General features: G+C 71.6%; 13 protein-coding genes and 1 pseudogene. 6 read left to right on the top strand and 8 right to left on the bottom strand.

Translation table 11 applies throughout. The annotated features are described in order from the left end of the window. Positions 1-169 precede the first annotated feature (169 nt). Positions 170-2,782, top strand: coding sequence for a CHAT domain-containing protein (locus tag ACFP2T_RS37155; RefSeq protein ID WP_377430430.1), 2,613 nt, complete (start codon positions 170-172; stop codon positions 2,780-2,782). 57 nt (positions 2,783-2,839) lie between these two features. Here ACFP2T_RS37155 and ACFP2T_RS37150 read toward each other — a convergent pair whose 3' ends face one another. The 6 genes and pseudogenes from ACFP2T_RS37150 to ACFP2T_RS37125 form a co-directional block, all read right to left on the bottom strand. After that, complete coding sequence (locus ACFP2T_RS37150; RefSeq protein ID WP_377430428.1) at positions 2,840-3,247, bottom strand: Fur family transcriptional regulator; 408 nt, start codon at positions 3,245-3,247, stop codon at positions 2,840-2,842. Between the two features lie 47 nt (positions 3,248-3,294). After that, entirely contained in the window at positions 3,295-3,594 is a 300-nt protein-coding gene (locus ACFP2T_RS37145) for an ArsR/SmtB family transcription factor (RefSeq protein WP_377430426.1), read from the bottom strand. Positions 3,595-3,844: 250 nt separating this feature from the next. Next, positions 3,845-4,720, bottom strand: a pseudogene (locus ACFP2T_RS37140) (metal ABC transporter permease); the annotation flags it as partial. Positions 4,721-4,871: 151 nt separating this feature from the next. Further along, entirely contained in the window at positions 4,872-5,633 is a 762-nt protein-coding gene (locus ACFP2T_RS37135; RefSeq protein ID WP_377430424.1) for a metal ABC transporter ATP-binding protein, read from the bottom strand. Between the two features lie 22 nt (positions 5,634-5,655). Then, a complete protein-coding gene (locus ACFP2T_RS37130) occupies positions 5,656-6,636 on the bottom strand; it encodes a metal ABC transporter substrate-binding protein (RefSeq protein ID WP_377430421.1) in 981 nt (326 codons plus the stop codon). A 117-nt stretch (positions 6,637-6,753) separates the two neighbouring features. Beyond that, positions 6,754-7,011 carry a hypothetical protein gene (locus tag ACFP2T_RS37125; RefSeq protein WP_377430419.1) on the bottom strand — a complete coding sequence of 86 codons (258 nt, stop codon included), beginning with the start codon at positions 7,009-7,011 and terminating at the stop codon, positions 6,754-6,756. A gap of 96 nt (positions 7,012-7,107) precedes the next feature. Here ACFP2T_RS37125 and ACFP2T_RS37120 point away from each other — a divergent pair, with 96 nt between their 5' ends. From ACFP2T_RS37120 to ACFP2T_RS37110, 3 genes are all read left to right on the top strand, one after another. Further along, positions 7,108-7,449 (top strand): antibiotic biosynthesis monooxygenase family protein, encoded by a 342-nt coding sequence (locus ACFP2T_RS37120; protein WP_377430416.1) that lies wholly within the window; start codon positions 7,108-7,110, stop codon positions 7,447-7,449. A 387-nt stretch (positions 7,450-7,836) separates the two neighbouring features. Next, complete coding sequence (locus tag ACFP2T_RS37115) at positions 7,837-8,310, top strand: hypothetical protein (protein WP_377430756.1); 474 nt, start codon at positions 7,837-7,839, stop codon at positions 8,308-8,310. Between the two features lie 225 nt (positions 8,311-8,535). Next, the gene (locus tag ACFP2T_RS37110) at positions 8,536-9,915 is read left to right on the top strand and encodes a glycine--tRNA ligase (RefSeq protein WP_377430413.1); all 1,380 of its coding nucleotides are present in this window, start codon (positions 8,536-8,538) and stop codon (positions 9,913-9,915) included. Here the strand turns inward: ACFP2T_RS37110 and ACFP2T_RS37105 are convergent. Next, a complete protein-coding gene (locus ACFP2T_RS37105) occupies positions 9,885-10,925 on the bottom strand; it encodes a type IV toxin-antitoxin system AbiEi family antitoxin domain-containing protein (RefSeq protein WP_377430411.1) in 1,041 nt (346 codons plus the stop codon). The genes ACFP2T_RS37110 and ACFP2T_RS37105 overlap by 31 nt on opposite strands. A gap of 210 nt (positions 10,926-11,135) precedes the next feature. On the opposite strand from ACFP2T_RS37105, the gene dusB reads away from it, so the two are divergent. After that, the gene (dusB, locus tag ACFP2T_RS37100; RefSeq protein WP_417629219.1) at positions 11,136-12,239 is read left to right on the top strand and encodes a tRNA dihydrouridine synthase DusB; all 1,104 of its coding nucleotides are present in this window, start codon (positions 11,136-11,138) and stop codon (positions 12,237-12,239) included. Positions 12,240-12,345: 106 nt separating this feature from the next. On the opposite strand, the gene ACFP2T_RS37095 is transcribed toward dusB, so the two are convergent. Beyond that, the gene (locus ACFP2T_RS37095) at positions 12,346-14,085 is read right to left on the bottom strand and encodes a beta-N-acetylhexosaminidase (protein ID WP_377430406.1); all 1,740 of its coding nucleotides are present in this window, start codon (positions 14,083-14,085) and stop codon (positions 12,346-12,348) included. Positions 14,086-14,468: 383 nt separating this feature from the next. Here ACFP2T_RS37095 and ppdK point away from each other — a divergent pair, with 383 nt between their 5' ends. Further along, positions 14,469-17,177, top strand: coding sequence for a pyruvate, phosphate dikinase (ppdK, locus tag ACFP2T_RS37090; protein ID WP_377430404.1), 2,709 nt, complete (start codon positions 14,469-14,471; stop codon positions 17,175-17,177). Positions 17,178-17,223 lie beyond the last annotated feature (46 nt).

The raw sequence follows: 17,223 nt of genomic DNA, 5'->3' as shown, positions 1-17,223 counted from the left end.
GTGGTCGACGGCAGCAGTCGACTCTCGAACATTCCCTGGTGACGCCGATTCTTTTCCTCGGATAGTCGATTGTCAATAATTAGTATCCGACACGTCGGCCGGAAATCGCCCCGTTCCGCGAGACCCGCGAAGATTGACCCGAGGTCATTTATCGGGGACCCTGTCTGCCATGGGCGAGAGCGCCGGTCCCGCTGCTCCCACGGCCCAGACCGCCCTCGACGCCGTTCAGCGCTATCCGCGCGAGGCAATCATGCTCGGGCGACGGGTGCTGACCACCGGGCATCCCGACCCGGATGAGCGCTCCACCGCCGAGCGGGCCATCGGGTTGGCCCTGCGGGAACTCAACGACCTGCCGGGTGCCCTGCGGCACCTGCGTCGCGCGCTGCGGGCCGCCGAGTCACCCCGGGTGGCGGCGCTCGCGGAGATGAGCCTCGGCTACGTGCTCGCCAACGCCGGACGTACCGCTGCGGCGCTGGCCGCGGTCACCTCGGCGTTGCCCCGGCTGACCGGCGCCGACGCCGGGCGGGCCCGGATGCAGCGGGGCGTGGTGTTGCACTACCGCGGCCAGTTCGACGAGGCGGTCCGGGAGTACGGGATCGCGGTGGACATCGCCCAACGCGAGGGCGACCTGCTTCTGGAGGCACGCGCCCGGAACAACCGAGGGCTGCTCAACGCGCACCGGGGCGCGAGCCTGGGCGTCGACGACGACCTCGGCCCGGCCGCCGCCATCTTCCAACAGCTCGGTCTCGACCTGGCCGCCGCCGACGCGCGGTGGAACATCGGCATCGCGGCGAGCCACGGTGGCGACGTACCGGGGGCGCTGCGCCGCTTCGCCGCCGTCGAGAGGGAGTACGGCCGGCTCAAGGTGCCCCGACCGGCGCTGCTGCTCGACCGGTTCGAACTGCTGCTCTCCGTGCCACTGCTGGACGAGGCGGTCGAGGTGGCCAGCATCGCCGTACGGGAACTGCGGCGCCGTGGGATGGCCTCCGACCTCGCCGAGGCGCTGCTCGCCCGAGCCCGGGCCGCGCTGCTCGCCGGTGACCTGGACACCGCCACCGAGGCGGCCGCCGCGGCGCGGGCCCGGTTCCGCCGCCAGGGGCGCCGCACCTGGGCCGCCTTCGCCCGGCACGTCGAGTTGCGCGCGGAGTTCCGACGCGGGAGCCGCTCGGCGGCGCTGCTGGCCGCGATGGTGCGTACCGCCGACCAGCTCGACGCCACCGGATGGCCGGACCCGGCCCTGACCACCCGGATCGAGGCCGCCCGGCTGGCCACCGCGCTGGGCCGTACCGGTCGGGCGGTCGCACTGCTGGAGGTCGCCGCCCGGGCCCGCCGGCGTGGCACGGCGTCGCGGCGGGCGCAGGGCTGGTTCGCGCTCGCGCTGTCGCGGCGGCTCGGCGGGGACCAGCGGGGCGGCGCCCGCGCGCTGCGGCGCGGATTGGCGGTGCTCGACGGCCACCGGGCCGCGCTGGGCGCCACGGAACTGCGCGCGCACAGTGGCGCCCACGGACAGGAGTTGGCGGCCGAAGGGCTGGACCTCGCGATCAGCTCCGGAACGCCCGCCCAGGTGTTGGCCTGGACCGAACGGTGGCGGGCCAATGCGCTCCGGATGCGCGCCGTGCTCCCGCCGCAGGACGCCGGACTCGCCGCCGCCCTTGCCGAGCTGCGCATGGTCAGCGGCGCGCTGGAGGAGGCGCTGCTCGCGGGTCGGCCGGTGCACGCGCTGCGTCGTCGCCAGACCTGGCTCGAACGGCACATCCGGGAGCTGGCCCGAGGCGTGGACGGCGGCGGCGGGCTGCTGGCGCCACCGGGTGTCCGTACCCTCGGCCAGCGGCTGGGCCGGGCCGTACTGGTGGAACTCGTGGCCCACGGCGAGCGGCTCCGGGCGGTGCTGGTCCGGGACGGTCGGGCGACCCTGCACGACCTCGGCCCGCTCCCGGCGGCGCTGCACGCGGCCCGGCTGCACCGGTTCGGCCTGCGCCGGCTGGTCGTCACCGGGGACACCCCCGACGCGCGGGCCGGGGTCGCGCACGCCGCGGCGGCCCTGGACCGGCAGCTGTTCGGACCGTTGCGAGCACGTCTGGCCGATCGTCCCCTGGTGATGGTGCCGATCGGAGCGTTGCACGCCGTACCGTGGGCGGGACTGCCGACCTGCGCGGGACGTCCCGTGACGGTGGCTCCGTCGGCGACGGCGTGGCTGCGCGCCACGCACCGGGCGGTGCCGGACGGACCGCCGCTGCTGGCCGCCGGCCCGCGCCTGCCTGCTGCCGACACCGAGGTACGTCTGCTCAGCCGGGTGCTGCCCGGTGCGCGCCTGCTCGCCGTCGACGGCGCGACCGCCGAGGCGGTGACGACCGCGCTGAACGGGGCCCGGCTCGCACACATCGCTGCACACGGGAGATTCCGGGCGGACAACCCGCTCTTCTCCACGCTGGAGCTCGCCGACGGACCGCTGACCGCGTACGAGTTGGAGCGGCTGCCCCGACCGCCCGGCTGTGTCGTGCTCTCCGCCTGCGACTCGGGGTTGTCCGGCGTACGCCCCGGCGACGAGGTGATGGGGTTCACCTCGGTGCTGCTGGCCCTCGGTGCCAGCAGCCTGATCGCCAGCGTGCTGCCGGTGCCGGCGGACCTGACCACCGAGCTGATGCTGGACCTGCACCGACGGATGGATGCCGGCGCCCGGCCGGCGGCCGCGCTCGCCGCCGCCCAGCGGGGGTTCGCCGCCTCCGACGACGGGTCCGCGCAGGCCACAGCGGCGGCCTTCGTCTGCTTCGGTGCAGGCTGAGCAGGGCTTTGACGCGGCGGAACTCACCGGCCGGCGCGGTTCGGCGGCGGATCCGGCTCAGCGGCGGGCGCAGTCCGGGCAGGTGCCGAAGATTTCCAGGGTGTGGCTGACGTCGGCGAACCCGTGTTTGGCGGCGACCCGCTCGGCCCAGCTCTCCACCGCCGGCCCCTCCACCTCGACCGTACGGCCACAGGCCCGGCAGACCAGGTGGTGGTGGTGTCCCTCGCTGCATCGGCGGTAGAGGTGCTCACCGCCCGGCGGACGCATCACGTCGATCTCGCCCGCGTCGGCCAGCCCCTGAAGGGTGCGGTAGACGGTGGTCAGCCCGACCCGTTCGCCCCGGCTCCGCAGCATCGCGTGCAGGTCCTGGGCGCTGTGGAAGCCTTCCACCTCGGCGAGCAACGCGCTCACGGCGGTCCGCTGGCGGGTGTTGCGCAGGGCCGTTCCGCTGTCTGCCGTCGTCATGTCACCCTCCCGCTGCGTCGCGCCTGATGCCTGTCCCGGGGGGCGCGTCATGTGGCCTCTCCTGAGTGGCTGACCGCGTCCGCCACGATATGCGCGATGTGCTCGTCGACCAAGGCGTAGGCGATTTCCCGACCGCGTCGGGAGCCCCGGACCACGCCCGCGCCGCGGAGTACCCGCAGGTGTTGCGAGACCAGCGGCTGCGGCGCGCCGAGCTGCTCGACCAGTTCGTGTACGCATCGCTCGCCGCCGGCGAGTTCGCTGACGATGGCGAGCCGGATCGGTGCGGACAGGGCACGAAGCAGCTCTCCAGCGCCGGAAAAGGCCTCGTAGCCGTTCGTGCTCGTCATCCCGTAACGGTAACCAATGTTAACCGCGTACTGCCCGGCGGTCGGTGATCGCAAGGTCAAGTCCCCCGTCGCGTCAGCCTTCCCGCAGCACACCGACCGGCCGCGCCGGCCCCGCACCCGGAGCGGCTCCGCCGGGTCCCGTCGGCAGCGGCTCGGCCGGGTCGCGGTCCACCGGCGGCTCGTCCGGCCGGGCCCGGTCCGCCGACGCGCCGGTAGGCCGGGTCGCGACCGGGTGCGGCGCCGCCCGCCGGGCGGATTCCAGCACCACGTCGCACGGCTCCACCTGGGGAGCCGATTTCGGTACGGCTCTCCGCCGGCCCAGTGCCCGACGCAGCGACACCCCGACGGCGACCACCAGGAACAGCCCGATCGCCAGGATCACGATGGTGGCCCCGAGCGCCGTGTTGGCGGTGCCGGCCAGCCACACCCCGGAGCCGGAGGCCAGCAGGCCGAGCCCCATCGCGGACAGCATGGTGCCGAGGAAGCCCCGGGTGAAGAGTTGCGCGGTGGCCACCGGCACCACCATCAGGGCGCTGATCAGCAGCAATCCGACCGCGCGCATCGCGATGGTCACGGTCACCGCCGTGGTGACCGCGAGCAGCAGGTTGAGCGCCCGGACCGGCAGGCCGGAGACCCGGGCGTACTCCTCGTCGTGGGAGATCGCGAAGAGTGCCGGTCGCAGCGTGATCATCGTGGCCAGCACCACCACCGCGAGTACCACGATCACCACGAGATCCTGCGGCGACGTGGTGGTCAGCGAGCCGAAGAGGTACGCCATCAGGTTGGCGTTGCTGCGGCTGCCGGAGAGCCCGACCAGCATCACCCCACCGGCGATCCCGCCGTAGAAGAGCATCGCCAGCGCGACGTCGCCGGAGGTGCGACCGCGTTCCCGGATCAGCTCGATGGCGACGGCGGCGACCGCCGCGACGATCACCGCCATGAGCACCGGGGACCGGTTGAGCAGCAGGCCGACCCCGACGCCGGTCAGCGCGACGTGCCCGATCCCGTCGCCGATCAGCGACATCCGCCGCTGCACGAGGTAGATGCCGAGCGCCGGCGCGGTCAGCCCGATCACCAGGGCGCCGATCAGGGCCCGGATCATGAAGTCGTACTGGAAAAGGCTCACGACCCCTCCTCGCTGCGCTCGTCGGCGTCGTGAGCTTGACGACTGAGCCGGCTGATTCGCTCGCTGCGCTCGCTCATGACCCCTCCTCGCTGCGCTCGCTCATGACCCCTCCTCGCTGCGCTCGCTCATGACCCCTCCTCGCTGCGCTTGTTCATCCGCCCCACATCCCGACCGACTCCTCGGGCGCGTGCGGGTGGACGTGTTCGTGTCCGGGGGCGGCGTGGTGACCGGCCGGCTCCGGTACCGCGCCGTCGTGCGCGATCTCCCCGTGGTGTACGACCACCGCACGGGTGATCAGTGCGGAGAGTGGGCCGAGTTCGTGGGCGACCAGCAGCACCGTTCCGCCAGCGGCGACGAACCCGCGCAGTGCCTCGGCGAACGCGTCCTGGCTGGCCGAGTCGACCCCGGCGGTCGGCTCGTCCAGGATCAGCAGCTCCGGCTGGCCGGCCAGCGCCCGCGCGATCAGGGTGCGCTGCTGCTGGCCCCCGGAGAGAGTGGCCACCGGATCACCGGCCCGGTCCGCGAGCCCGACCGCGCGTAGCGCCTCGGCCACCGCCGTCCGGTCGGCGCTGCCCGGTGGGCGCAGTACGCCCCGTCGGGCCAGCCGGCCGGAGGCGACCACTTCGGCGACGGTGGCCGGTACGCCGCTGCCGGCGCCGATCCGCTGCGGCACGTACCCGATCCGGGACCACTGCCGGAACCGGCGCTGCGGGGTGCCGAACAGCGTGACGGTGCCGGCCGAGAGGGGCACCAGGCCGAGGATGGCCCGGATCAGGGTCGACTTGCCGGACCCGTTCGCGCCCAGTACGGCGACCACCTCACCGGTCGTCACCCGCAGTGAGACGTCCCGGAGCACGGGCCGGTCGTCGTAGGCGACCACCCCGTGCTCCACGGAGACGACAGCGTCCGTCATGGTGTCCCCTCGCTCCGCTCGGTCATGAGCATCCCAAGGCGGTCTTCAGGGTCTGCAGGTTGGTGCGCATCACCGAAAGGTAGTCGCCGGTACTGCCCGGTTGCAGGCCCTCGATCGGATCCAGCACCTCGGTCTTCGCCCCGACCTCCCGGGCGATGGTCTCGGCGACCTTCGGGCTGACCAGGGTCTCGAAGAAGATCGTGGTGGCGCCGTGCTCCCGGGCCTCGGTGGCGACGTCGGCCAGCCGCTGCGGGGCCGGCTCGTCCTCCGGGGTGAGGCCGGAGATGCCGATCTGCTCCAGTTGGTAGCGCTGGGCCAGGTAGGCGAAGGCGGTGTGGCTGGTCACCAGTTCACGCCGCTGGCAGGTCTTGAGGCTCTGGGCGTACTCGGAATCCAGGGCCTCCAGGTCGGTACGCAGCGCCTTGGCCCTGGCGGTGTAGTCGGCGGCCCGGTCCGGGTCGACGGAGCCCAGCCGATCGGCCAGCTTGTCGCCGATGCTGGCCAGTCGGGTCGGGTCCAGCCAGACGTGCGGGTCCTTGCCGCCCGCGCCCTCCGCGTGCTCCTCCTCGGCACCCGCCGCCTCGCCCGTGTGCTCCGCGCCCTCGCCCTCGTGCTCGTGTCCGCCGGCCGCCGCGTCCAGCAGCGGCTGCACGGTCGCCACGTCGAAGGCCCGGTCGCCGCCCTGCTGTTCGACCGCCTCGTCCACGCTCGGCTGGAAGCCGGCGAGGTAGATCACCAGTTCCGCGTCGCTGACCTGGCCGACCTGGCCCGGGTTCAGTTCGAGGTCGTGGGGCTCGGCGCCCGGCTTGGCGAGGTTCGTCACCCGGACGGCGTCTCCGCCGACCCGCTCGGTGACGAACTGGAGGGGATAGAAGGCGGCGACGACGTCGACCCGGTCGGGATCGGTGCCGGCGTCGTCGGCGGTGCAGGCGGCGGCGCCGGCCAGCGCGAGCAGGCCGGTGGCGGCGACGGCCACGGTACGGAGGGCGGAGCGGATCAGCATGTCATCCACTCTCCGCGACAATGAGAATGATTGTCAAAAACGCATGCTTGCATGAGAGCGCTTCACGTCATGGTTCCCGGCTCGGTGGCTTGGTTGCTCGGTGGCTCGGTGGCTTGGTCAGAGGATCTTCGTCAGTGCGGCGGTGAACAGGAGAGCCAGGACCACCAGCCGGATCGTCCGGGTGGCGGGGGTCTGCACCGGCCAGGTGGTCACCAGTAGGGCGCCCAGGCCGACGGCGAGCGCCAGCAGCAGCGCCCCGCCGATGATCCCCGGTGCGAAGAGGGCGACCAGGACCAGCACCAGGACGCCGAGGAACACCGACGTCGGGTTGGCCCTTGCCAGGCGGACCAGCAGAACACTCTGCGTACGCTGCATCCCACAGACTCTACGAGATATCGATTCTCCGGCCGGTGAGCTGTCGTGCGCGACACCCCAGCACCCCGGCCGACCGACGATGGGAGGAAGCACCCGGTGCTCGTCACGAACCGGTTCGTGGTCGCGGAGGACGCCGCCCCGGCCTTTACGGAGCGGGCCCACGCCGCGCTCGCCGCGCTCGCCGCCCGGCCTGGCTACCGTCGTGGCCAACTGCTGCGGGCCCTCGACGACCCGAGCCACTGGTGCCTGATCACCGACTGGGAGTCGGTCGGCACCTATCGCCGGGCCCTCGGCGCCTTCGACGTCAAGATCCACGCCACCCCGCTGCTCGCCGAGTCGCTCGACGAGCCATCCGCGTACGAGGCGCTCGCCACCGCCGAACCGGACGGCCCGGTCGAAGTCACGCCGAGCGACCGGGCCGCTGACTCCGGCCGGTGATGCGCCGGGCACTACCCTTGCCCCATGACCGTTCCCGGACCGCCCGGTGGGCCGGCGTCCTACCCCGGGCCCGCCATGGCCGACGGCCCGACCCCCGCTGACGTACCCGGCCCGTCCGGCGTGCCCGCCCCGCCCGGCACACCCGGACCGCCTGCCGCGTACGGCCCCCCTGGCGGTCACGAGGCGCCCGCTGGCCATGGCCCCTCTGGCGCTGGCCACGGCGGGCCCGGTGGTTACCCGGCCCCCGCCGGCTACGGGCAACCTGGCGCCGGCTACGGGCAGCAGCCCGGCGCCGGCTACGGCACACCTGGCGCCGGTTACGGTGCGCCCGGTGGGTACGGGACGCCGCTGGCGCTGCCGTACGGCTTCGGGCCGGTGCCGCCGGGCGTGCCCGCCCCGCCGCCCGGCCCCGGTGCCGCGCCACCGTTCGCCGCACCACCCTCCGAGGGGCGCGGAATACGGATGTGGCTCGGGATCGGGGTGGCCGCCCTCGCCGTGGTGCTCTTCTGCGGAGGCGGCGGAGCGGCGCTGGTCGGACTGCTGGTCTCCGGCTCGGAGGCGCTGAACGAGCAGGCCAGGACGGTGGTCGGCGAGTACCTTGACGCGATCGACGACGAGGAGTTCAGCAAGGCGTACAACCTGCTCTGCGACTCCGCCCAGCAGCAGGAGTCGCCGGCGGAGTTCCAGCGTCGGGTGAGCGCGGAGCCGGAGATCGCCTCGTTCCAGGTCGGCGACGTGTCGCTCACGACCGAACTGAGCGTGCCGGTGGACGTGACCTACGCCAGCGGCGGTCAGGACAATCTTCGGGCCCTGCTCGACCAGGACTCGGCCGGCGGCCTGAAGGTCTGCGACATCAGCTAGCCATGTCCGGTTCGGCGGCAGATGGGCGGCCGGGCGCTGGTGGTGCGACTCCGGACGTGGAGTAATCTGCTGGGCTCGGGGGCGCTGGTGACCGTACCGTTCCTTGTGCACGGCGCCGACCCACCCGGGCCCGGACGCCGTCGGTGCCCACCGCCCGCGACCGTTGTCCCTGTTGACCGTCCAGACCCTGTCCCCGCCGGCCGCCAGCCGGTGTAGGAGGTAACCATGCCAGCCGACCGTATCGACGCCGTCGTCAGTCTCGCGAAGCGTCGAGGCTTCGTCTTCCCGTCCAGCGAGATCTACGGGGGCACCCGGTCGGCCTGGGACTACGGTCCGCTCGGCGTGGAGCTGAAGGAGAACGTCCGGCGCCAGTGGTGGCGGACCATGGTGCAACAGCGGGACGACATCGTCGGCCTGGACTCGGCGGTCATCCTGTCCCGGGACGTCTGGGCCGCCTCCGGCCACCTCGACGCGTTCGTCGACCCGCTGACCGAGTGCCAGTCCTGCCACAAGCGGTTCCGGGCCGACCACCTGGAAGAGGCGTACGCGGAGAAGCACGGTCAGCCGCCGGCCTCGCTCGCCGAGCTGAACTGTCCGAACTGCGGCAACAAGGGCACCTTCACCGAGCCGAAGATGTTCAACGGCCTGATGAAGACCTACCTCGGCCCGGTGGAGAGCGAGGAGGGCCTGCACTACCTGCGCCCCGAAACCGCCCAGGGCATCTTCGTCAACTACAACAACGTCGCCGCCTCGGCCCGCAAGAAGCCGCCGTTCGGCATCGCCCAGACCGGCAAGTCGTTCCGCAACGAGATCACCCCGGGCAACTTCATCTTCCGGACCCGGGAGTTCGAGCAGATGGAGATGGAGTTCTTCGTCGAGCCCGGCACCGACGAGGAATGGCACGAGTACTGGCTGCGGGAGCGCTGGAACTGGTACCTCGACCTCGGCCTCTCCGAGGAGAACCTGCGGTTCCTCGAGCACCCGAAGGAGAAGCTCTCGCACTACTCGAAGCGGACCGTGGACATCGAGTACCGCTTCCGGTTCGGTGGCACCGAGTTCTCCGAGCTGGAGGGCATCGCGAACCGTACCGACTTCGACCTCTCCACGCACAGCAAGCACTCCGGCGTCGACCTGTCGTACTTCGACCAGGAGAAGCAGGAGCGCTGGGTGCCGTACGTGATCGAGCCGGCCGCCGGCCTGACCCGGGCGGTGCTCGCCTTCCTGCTGGAGTCGTACGACGAGGACGAGGCGCCGAACACCAAGGGTGGCGTCGACAAGCGGACCGTGCTGCGTCTCGACCCGCGGCTCGCCCCGGTGAAGGTGGCGGTGCTCCCACTGTCCCGCAACCCCGCCCTCTCCCCGAAGGCGAAGGATCTGTCCACAGCACTCCGCAAGCGCTGGGCGGTCGAGTTCGACGACTCCCAGGCGATCGGCCGCCGCTACCGCCGCCAGGACGAGATCGGCACCCCGTTCTGCGTCACGGTCGACTTCGACACCCTGGACGACAACGCCGTGACGGTCCGGAACCGGGACACCATGGCCCAGGAGCGAGTCTCCCTAGACCAGGTCGAGCACTACCTAATCGAGCGCCTCCCCGGCTGCTGAGGTGTAAGGAAGGGCCCCTTCTTATCGTTTTCTGTAGAAGAAGGGCCCCCTACTAACACCTCGCAGCGGGCGCCGGATGCCCGGCGGGACCGGTGCGCGTCCTCCACCAGGCGACGGACGCGTTCCGGTTCCCGCCGGATCTGACTCGGCGGGAAGTGCAGGATCAGCACTCCGTACCGGCTGAGTTCGTTGTGCCGGTCCATGGTGCGACGCCAGTCGGCCGGTGCCAGGTGGAACTCCTGCGAGTCGACCTCCAGCGCGATCGCGGCGTCCGGTAGGTAGCCGTCCGGGGTGGGCAGGCGTGAGCCGTCCGGGCCGAGCAGCCGGGGATTCCAGATGATCTCGGGAAGTACCCGGCTCGCGGACAGGCAGGCCCGAAGCTCCGCCTCCGGCGACGACCGTACGCCGTGCAGGACCTCCGCGAACGCCTGCCTGACCAGCGCCGTCCGGCTCCGGCCGGCGCGGATCACCTCCTCGTCGAGGGCGTGCAGATCGGTGAAGTCGCGCTGGATCGCCTCCGCCATGACCGACCGCACGGTACGGAGATCGCGCAGTCCCCGGCAGGCGTCGACGACCGCGCGTGCGGGTGAACAGATCTGGTAGAGGCCGGCGTCGCGGGCGTGCTCGTCCAGCGCGAGAGCCCGCCACACCACCACGTGTCCGGCCGAGGCGCGGCGCGTTCCGTGGGGCACGAGCAGGTGCATCCGGTCCACCTTCGGCGCGTAGCGGAACCCGTACCAGTTCAGGGCCGCCGGTCCGGTGAGCTGCCCGCCTCGCCCCACGTAGAGGGCGGCGGCGATGCGGCGTTGCTCGTCGGTGAGCGTGCCGCTGACGAGCGCGTACGTGGCCGGCAGGACGCGTTGCCACCGACCGCGGCGGGTCTGGCGGTACATGTGCATGTCGTCGATACCGACGGTGAGTAGCTGGCGCCGTGTCACGATGTGCTGTTGACGGTCGGCAAGTTCCTCGATGTCCGGTCGTGGATCACGGGGTGCGCTGACTGTGGTCATTGGTGCAGGCTGCCCGGGGTCACGTACCTTGGCAGGGCCGTTTGTCGAGGCTGTGGATAACCAGGGGTGCTGTGCACAACGCACCGGGATCGCGGAAGGTCTGCTATGGGTGAGCTGTTAAGAAGGGGCCCTTCTTCTACTGAAAGCGATAAGAAGGGGCCCTTGCTTACACGCTCATTGCGGTTGGGGCGGGATGAGGTGTGGCCGCCGGTGGTGTTGGCGCCGATGGCGGGAATTACGAATGTCGCGTTTCGGCGGCTTTGTCGGGAGCAGGGTGGCGGGCTGTACGTCTGCGAGATGGTCACCACCCGGGCGCTGGTGGAGCGGAATCCGAAGACGCTGCGGATGATCGCGTTCGGTGGCGACGAGCGGCCGCGCAGCCTCCAGCTCTACGGGACCGATCCGGCGGTGACCGCCGCGGCCGTGCGGATGGTGGTCGAGGAGGATCTCGCCGATCACATCGACCTGAACTTCGGCTGCCCGGTGCCGAAGGTGACCCGGAAGGGCGGCGGGGCGGCGCTGCCGTGGCGCCGCCGGCTGTTCGCCCGGATCGTCGGGGCGGCGGTGCGGGCGGCCGCGCCGGCCGGGGTGCCCGTGACGGTGAAGATGCGCAAGGGCATCGACGACGACCACCTGACGTACGTCGAGGCCGGTCTCGCCGCGCAGGAGGCCGGTGCGGCGCTGGTGGCCCTGCACGGGCGTACGGCCGCGCAGCGGTATTCCGGCACCGCGGACTGGGACGCCATCGGCACGCTGAAGCAGGCGCTGGACGTGCCGGTGCTGGGTAACGGGGACATCTGGGAGGCCGACGACGCGCTCGCGATGGTGGCGCACACCGGGGTCGACGGCGTCGTCGTCGGCCGGGGCTGCCTGGGGCGGCCGTGGCTGTTCGCGGATCTGGCGGCGGCCTTCGACGGCCGTTCCGAGCGCCGGTTGCCGGACCTCGGGGAGGTGGCCCGGACCATGCGCCGGCATGCCGAGCTGCTGGTCGACTGGTTCGCCGGGGGAGACCGGCCGGACACCGCCGAGCGGGACGGATGTGTGGACTTCCGCAAGCATGTGGCCTGGTACCTGAAGGGCTTCCCGGTCGGCGGCGAGCTGCGTCGGGCCCTGGCGATGGTGAGCGGTCTGACCGAACTGGACGATCTGCTGGGCAAGCTCGATCCGGCCGAGCCGTTTCCGGTCGAGACGCTCGGCCAGCCCCGGGGCCGGACGAACTCGCCGGGCAAGGTCTACCTGCCGGACGGCTGGTTGGCGGACCGGGACAGCGACGAGGTGCCGGCCGGTGCCGAAATGGCCGATTCCGGCGGCTAGGCCACCGGGCGCCGCAGGCCCGCCGGTCGACGAGGCGGACGTCGTCGACCGGGTGGTCAGCCGGATCTGGCCGGCGCGCCGGGCCGGTTCCCTCGGTCGAGGTCGATCAGGTGATGGGCACCGGCTGGTCGTCGGCGGGCGGCCCGCTCTCCGGTGCCGCCGGCGGCGTACCGGGGACGGAGGCCGTGGCACCGGCGGGCCGGGGCTCGGGTACGACCGGAGCGCCCACCCAGGGCACCTCGGGCGAACGGTGGAAGGTGATCCCCGCCGTACTCCACCGCGCGCCCTGGCCGGCCAGCCTGACCCGGAAGTCCGCCCAGTCGTGGGTCGACGCGGGTGACCAGCCGAGTTCGGCGATGGCCGGCAGCCGGGGAAACGTCATGAACTCGACGTCGCTGACCGTCCGGATCGTCTCCGTCCACAGTGGTGCCTCGACGCCCAGCACCGCCTCGGCGGGCACCCCGGCCAGGTAACTGCCGGGATCCCAGTCGTACGCGGCACGGACCTCGACGAGCCCGGCCCAGTCCTTGCCGAGCGGGGTCGCCTCGGAGTACTTCATGTCGAGATAGGTCCGGTTGCCGGGGGAGAGCACCAACTTCGCGCCGCTCCGCACGGCGGCGGCCACCACCGGATCGTCGGTCGACGTGCCCCAGTACTGGACGACCCGTCCCGCGCTGTGCTCGGCCACCGCGAGCTGGTGCCAGCCCAGGACCCGCTTTCCGTGCCCGGTGACGATCCGCTGGACCCGGTTCATGAAGCGGGTGTAGTCGGCCGAGCCCAGGGTGAACGCCTCGTCCCCGCCGACGTGCAGGTACGCGCCGGGGGTCAGCGCGGCCACCTCGCCGAGTACGTCGTCGACGAACCGGTACGTCCGCTCGTTGTCGACGTCCACCGCGCTGAATCCCACGTCGGTGCCGGTGTACTCCGGTGGCGCCTCGCCGCCCGGGGCGAGTTCCCCGTACGCGTTCAGTGCCGCGTTGGTGTGTCCGGGCAGGTCGATCTCGGGTACGACGGTGATGTGCCGGGCGGCGGCGTACGCGACGATCTCGGCGTACTCCTCGCGGGAGTAGTAGCCGCCGGGGCCGCCGTCCACCTCGGTGGCGCCGCCGACGGTGGTGAGTCGGGGCCAGGAGTCCACGGCGATCCGCCAGCCCTGGTCGTCGGTGAGGTGCAGGTGCAGGTGGTTGAGCTTGTACCGGGCCAGGTGGTCGATGAACCGCAGCACGTGCGGTACGGCGAAGAAGTGCCGGGCCACGTCGAGCATCGCTCCCCGGTAGCCGAACCGGGGGTGGTCGGAGATCACGCCGCCGGGGATCGCCCACGGGCCCGGTTGGCGCCGTCCGGCCTCGATCTTCGGCGGCAGCAGTTGACGCAGCGTTTGTACGCCGTAGAAGAGCCCGGCGGCGGTCCGCGCCCGGACCACCACGCCGGTGGCGCCGATCTCCAGCCGGTAACCCTCGGCCGGCGAGCCGTCCCGGGCGTGCCGTTCCCCGGCCAGCCCCTGCCCGTTCCCGGTCAGCAGGAGCGAGATTCCGCCCGGTGCGTCGGCCGGGCCGGCGGGGACGATCGGCAGCGGATAGCCGGTGGGGCGGCGGAGCAGGTCCGCCAGGTAGCGGCCGACGGCGGCGGCGTCCGGACTGGCCGTGGTCCGGATCGTCGTGCCGGGGGTCAGGATGAACTCGACGCCGCTGGCCGGTTCGACCCGTACCGGGGCCGGTAGCACGTCGGCGAGTCGGGGCGGGGTGTCGCCGCCGGTGGAAGCGCGGGTGGACCGGGACTGAAAGGTGGCAGGTCGCACGGCAGATCTCTCCGGGGGGAGCCGCAGGTGATTCCGGGCAAATTTCATGAAACGTACGTTCGAAATGGCCCCGTGTCAAGGGTTGGTCACCCTGTGGTACGACCGATCCGGGACTCAGAGTTTGTCAACGGTGCGGACCCGGCGTTATTCCGAAGGCGTCGCCGACTCCGTGGCGAATGTCACTGCCCGTCGGACCGCCGTGCTCTCGGTGACTGATCATGTTCGTGGGATCGCTCCCACAAAACCTCCCGAACACGTACAGGGTTCACGGCTGTGCACATTGTCACCGAATGGTCCCAAGGCACCCGTGGGTCGCTTAGCCTTCGCCCACCAGTAGCCAGCGTTTTCCCTGGTACGAGAAACCGTCTCCTGGGTACGTACAGGGCGGCTAAACCTTCGTTCAGTGTCGAACGGCGCGCGTGGGAGGCTCCGTGGCATCGCAGCAGACGTCGGAACACAAGTACGTATACGACTTCACTGAGGGCAACAAGGACCTGAAGGACCTGCTCGGCGGCAAGGGCGCGAACCTGGCCGAGATGACCAACCTGGGGCTGCCCGTACCCCCCGGATTCACCATCAGCACCGAGGCGTGCAAGGCGTACCTGAGCACCGGAGCGCAGCCGGACGGACTGGCCGAGGAGATCGGCGCCCACCTCTCCGCGCTGGAGGAGGCCATGGGCAAGCGCCTCGGCGAGCCGGCCGATCCGTTGCTGGTCTCGGTTCGCTCCGGCGCCAAGTTCTCCATGCCGGGCATGATGGAGACGGTGCTGAACGTCGGGCTCAACGACGCGAGTGTCGAGGGACTCGCCGCCCAGGCCGGTGGCAACGAGCGATTCGCCTGGGACTCCTACCGCCGCCTGATCCAGATGTTCGGCAAGACGGTGTGCGACGTACCGGGCGAGGAGTTCGAGCACGCGCTCGATCGCGCCAAGCAGGCCAAGGGGACGACCAACGACCTGGACCTGGACGCGGGCGACCTGCAGGCGCTGGTCGACGCGTACAAGACGATCTTCACCAAGCACACCGGCCGGGACTTTCCGCAGGCGCCCCGGGAACAGCTCGAACTCGCCATCAACGCGGTCTTCGAGTCGTGGAACGCCGATCGGGCCGTGCTCTACCGCCGGCAGGAGCGGATTCCGGCCGACCTCGGCACCGCGGTCAACGTCGTCGCGATGGTCTTCGGCAACCTCGGCGCGGACTCCGGCACCGGGGTCGCCTTCACCCGCGACCCGGCCAGCGGCGCACAGGGCCTCTACGGCGACTACCTGGCCAACGCCCAGGGCGAGGACGTGGTGGCGGGGATCCGCAACACCGTCCCGCTCCAACAGCTCGAAGAGCTGAACAAGCCGGCGTACGACGAACTGCTCGCCATCATGGCCCGGCTGGAGGAGCACTACCGGGACCTGTGCGACATCGAGTTCACCATCGAGCGCGGCAAGCTGTGGATGTTGCAGACCCGGGTCGGCAAGCGCACCGCCGCCGCGGCGTTCGTGATCGCCGCCCAGCTCGTCGACGAGGGACTGATCGACCTCGACGAGGCGCTGCACCGGGTGAACGGCGCACAGCTCGCCCAACTGATGTTCCCCCGGTTCAAGCTCGGCCCCGACCTGACGCCGGTCGCCCAGGGCATCGGCGCCTCGCCGGGAGCGGCGGTCGGCAAGGTGGTCTTCGAGGGGAAGCGGGCGGTCGAACTGGCCGACGCCGGCGAGGACGTCATCCTGGTCCGCCGGGAGACCAATCCGGACGACCTGCCCGGCATGATCGCCTCGCGGGGCATCCTCACCTCGCGGGGTGGCAAGACCAGCCACGCCGCGGTGGTGGCCCGGGGGATGGGCAAGACCTGTGTCTGCGGCGCCGACGCCTTGGACGTCAACGTCCGCGAGCGGCAGTTCACCGTGGACGGCCAGACCGTCCGCGAGGGCGACGTGGTCTCCATCGACGGCACCACCGGAAAGATCTACCTCGGTGAGGTGCCGGTGTGGCCGTCCGAGGTGGTCCGGTACTTCGAGGGCAGCGTCGGGCCGGACGAGGCGGACGACGCACTGGTGGCCGCCGTACACCGGATCATGACGCACGCGGACGGGCAGCGGAGGCTGCGGGTCCGGACGAACGCCGACACCGGTCCGGACGCGGCGCGGGCCCGGCGGTTCGGTGCCGAGGGGATCGGGCTGTGCCGGACCGAGCACATGTTCCTCGGCGACCGGCGCGAGCTGGTCGAGCGGCTGATCCTGGCCCGGACGGACGACGAGCGGAAGGCCGCGCTGGCCGACCTGCTGCCGTTGCAGCGGGCGGACTTCGTGGAGATCTTCCGGGAGATGGACGGCCTGCCGGTCACGGTACGGCTGATCGATCCGCCGCTGCACGAGTTCCTGCCCTCGCTGGAGGAGTTGGCGGTGCACGTCGCGGTCGCCCACGAACGCGGCGAGCCGGCGGCCAAGGACGAGGCCATGCTGGACGCGGTACGCCGGATGCACGAGCAGAACCCGATGCTGGGCCTGCGCGGGGTCCGGCTGGGGCTGGTCATCCCCGGCCTGTTCGCCATGCAGGTACGGGCGATCGTCGAGGCGGCAGTGGAGTGCGCCCGGGACGGCGGCGATCCCAAGCCGGAGATCATGGTGCCGCTGGTCGGCGCGGTGCAGGAACTGGAGACGGTACGCACCGAAGCCGAGAAGATCATCGCGGAGGTGACCCGGGAACAGGCCGTCGAGGTACTGATCGGCACGATGATCGAGGTTCCCCGGGCCGCACTGACCTCCGGTCAGATCGCCGAGGCGGCCGAGTTCTTCTCCTTCGGCACCAACGACCTGACCCAGATGGGCTGGGGCTTCTCCCGGGACGACGTGGAGGGGGCCTTCTTCTGGCGGTACCTGGAGCTGGGCATCTTCGGGATCTCGCCATTCGAGTCGATCGACCGCGACGGGGTCGGCCGGCTGGTCCGGATCGCCGCCGAGGAGGGCCGGGCGGCCCGCCCGGGGCTCAAGCTCGGGGTCTGCGGCGAGCACGGCGGCGACCCGGACTCGGTCCACTTCTTCCACGAGGTCGGGTTGGACTACGTCTCCTGCTCACCGTTCCGGGTCCCGGTGGCCCGGCTGGAGGCCGGCCGGGCCGTCATCGAGACGGCCGGCTCCGACAGCCGCTGACCCTTGCGTCGTAGCCGGCCGGGACGCCGCTCGTCGCCCGGCCGGC

The organism is Plantactinospora solaniradicis, from assembly GCF_042658085.1.
Classification (GTDB): Bacteria; Actinomycetota; Actinomycetes; order Mycobacteriales; family Micromonosporaceae; genus Plantactinospora; species Plantactinospora solaniradicis.
The sequence above is the reverse complement of the archived record's forward strand: the minus strand, read 5'-3'. Positions and strand labels throughout refer to the sequence as shown.